Source organism: Streptomyces sp. P17 (genome assembly GCF_032436805.1).
Taxonomy (GTDB): Bacteria; Actinomycetota; Actinomycetes; order Streptomycetales; family Streptomycetaceae; genus Streptomyces.
Genome location: NZ_JAVRBF010001550.1, coordinates 1 through 232, shown reverse-complemented (window position 1 = coordinate 232; position 232 = coordinate 1). Strand labels below are relative to the sequence as shown.

1 protein-coding gene is annotated in these 232 nt (G+C 67.2%); it reads right to left on the bottom strand.

Annotated elements, in window-relative coordinates; all coding sequences use genetic code 11:
• Positions 1–15 precede the first annotated feature (15 nt).
• On the bottom strand, positions 16–232 hold a 217-nt coding region (locus tag RMT89_RS45650), incomplete at its 5' end, for an ACT domain-containing protein (protein ID WP_315889638.1).

Below are 232 nucleotides of genomic sequence, written 5' to 3'. Positions count from 1 at the left end.
CCGCTCGTTGGCCGCTCACGCCCGGGAAGAACGCGACGAGCGGCTGACGCGCACGACGTCCGGCATGCGGCGAATCACCCGCACAATACGGGCGAGATGCTTGCGGTCGCGGACTCTCAGCTCGAACGTCAACACCACCGCATCGCTCCCATGCTCTTCGATCGCCACCCGGTCGATGTTGGTTTCGAGGTTGGCGATCGCGGCGGCCACCGCCGCAAGCATACCGGTCCGG